This is a genomic window from Vibrio sp. 1249-1 (assembly GCF_033340495.1).
This window is the reverse complement of the sequence record NZ_JAWOWJ010000577.1, coordinates 1-687: the sequence shown is the minus strand read 5'-3', so window position 1 is coordinate 687 and position 687 is coordinate 1. Positions and strand designations below refer to the sequence as shown.

Annotated in this window: 1 protein-coding gene and 1 pseudogene; both read left to right on the top strand. The window is 51.7% G+C overall.

Features of this window, described 5'->3' with window-relative positions; all coding sequences use genetic code 11:
• Positions 1-494: ABC transporter ATP-binding protein (locus R7Z50_RS27720; protein WP_318149784.1), on the top strand; the 494-nt coding region annotated here is incomplete at its 5' end.
• A pseudogene (locus R7Z50_RS27715) lies at positions 482-687 on the top strand (ABC transporter permease); the annotation flags it as partial. The gene R7Z50_RS27720 and the pseudogene R7Z50_RS27715, both read left to right, overlap by 13 nt.

The window sequence follows — 687 nt, the reverse complement described above, 5'->3', positions numbered from 1 at the left end:
ACCCGAGTGGACAAATGCAGGCTGCGAAAATGCGCCGTGAAAAGCTGGGTTTTATATTTCAAAAATTCAATTTGGTGCCAGTCGTGACGGCTTTGGAGAACGTCGCTTATCCGTTGCATCTCAACGGTTTTGCAAAAACTGAACAAACCGAACTTGCCACACAAATGTTGGAACATGTGGGGCTGGGCGAATTCATCCATCACATGCCCGATAACTTGTCTGGTGGTCAGCAGCAACGGGTAGCGATTGCTCGCGCTTTGGTTCACAAACCTGCATTAGTGATTGCCGACGAGCCAACAGCAAGCCTCGATAGCCAAACCGCAAACAAAGTCATCGATATCATGAAAGGGCTCGGGCACGAGTTTGGTACCACCTTCATTGTCGCCACTCACGACCCTCGCATGGCATCACGCTGCGATCGCACCATCGAGCTGGTGGACGGCAAAATCATCCAAACGCACGCCAGTGTGAAGGAGGTCTCATGGGCAAGCTAATTCCCGTTTCGGTTCGCCTTGCTTGGCTGAACCTACAACGTAATCGCCGACGCAGTTTGTTGTCGATGCTGATCATCGCCATTGCAATTTTTGCGCTGACCAGCGCAGGTGGTTTTGGCCTTTATACCTACGACAGCTTGAAAGAATCCACCGCGCGTGACACGGGGCATCTGACATTAACCACGCCGGGTTA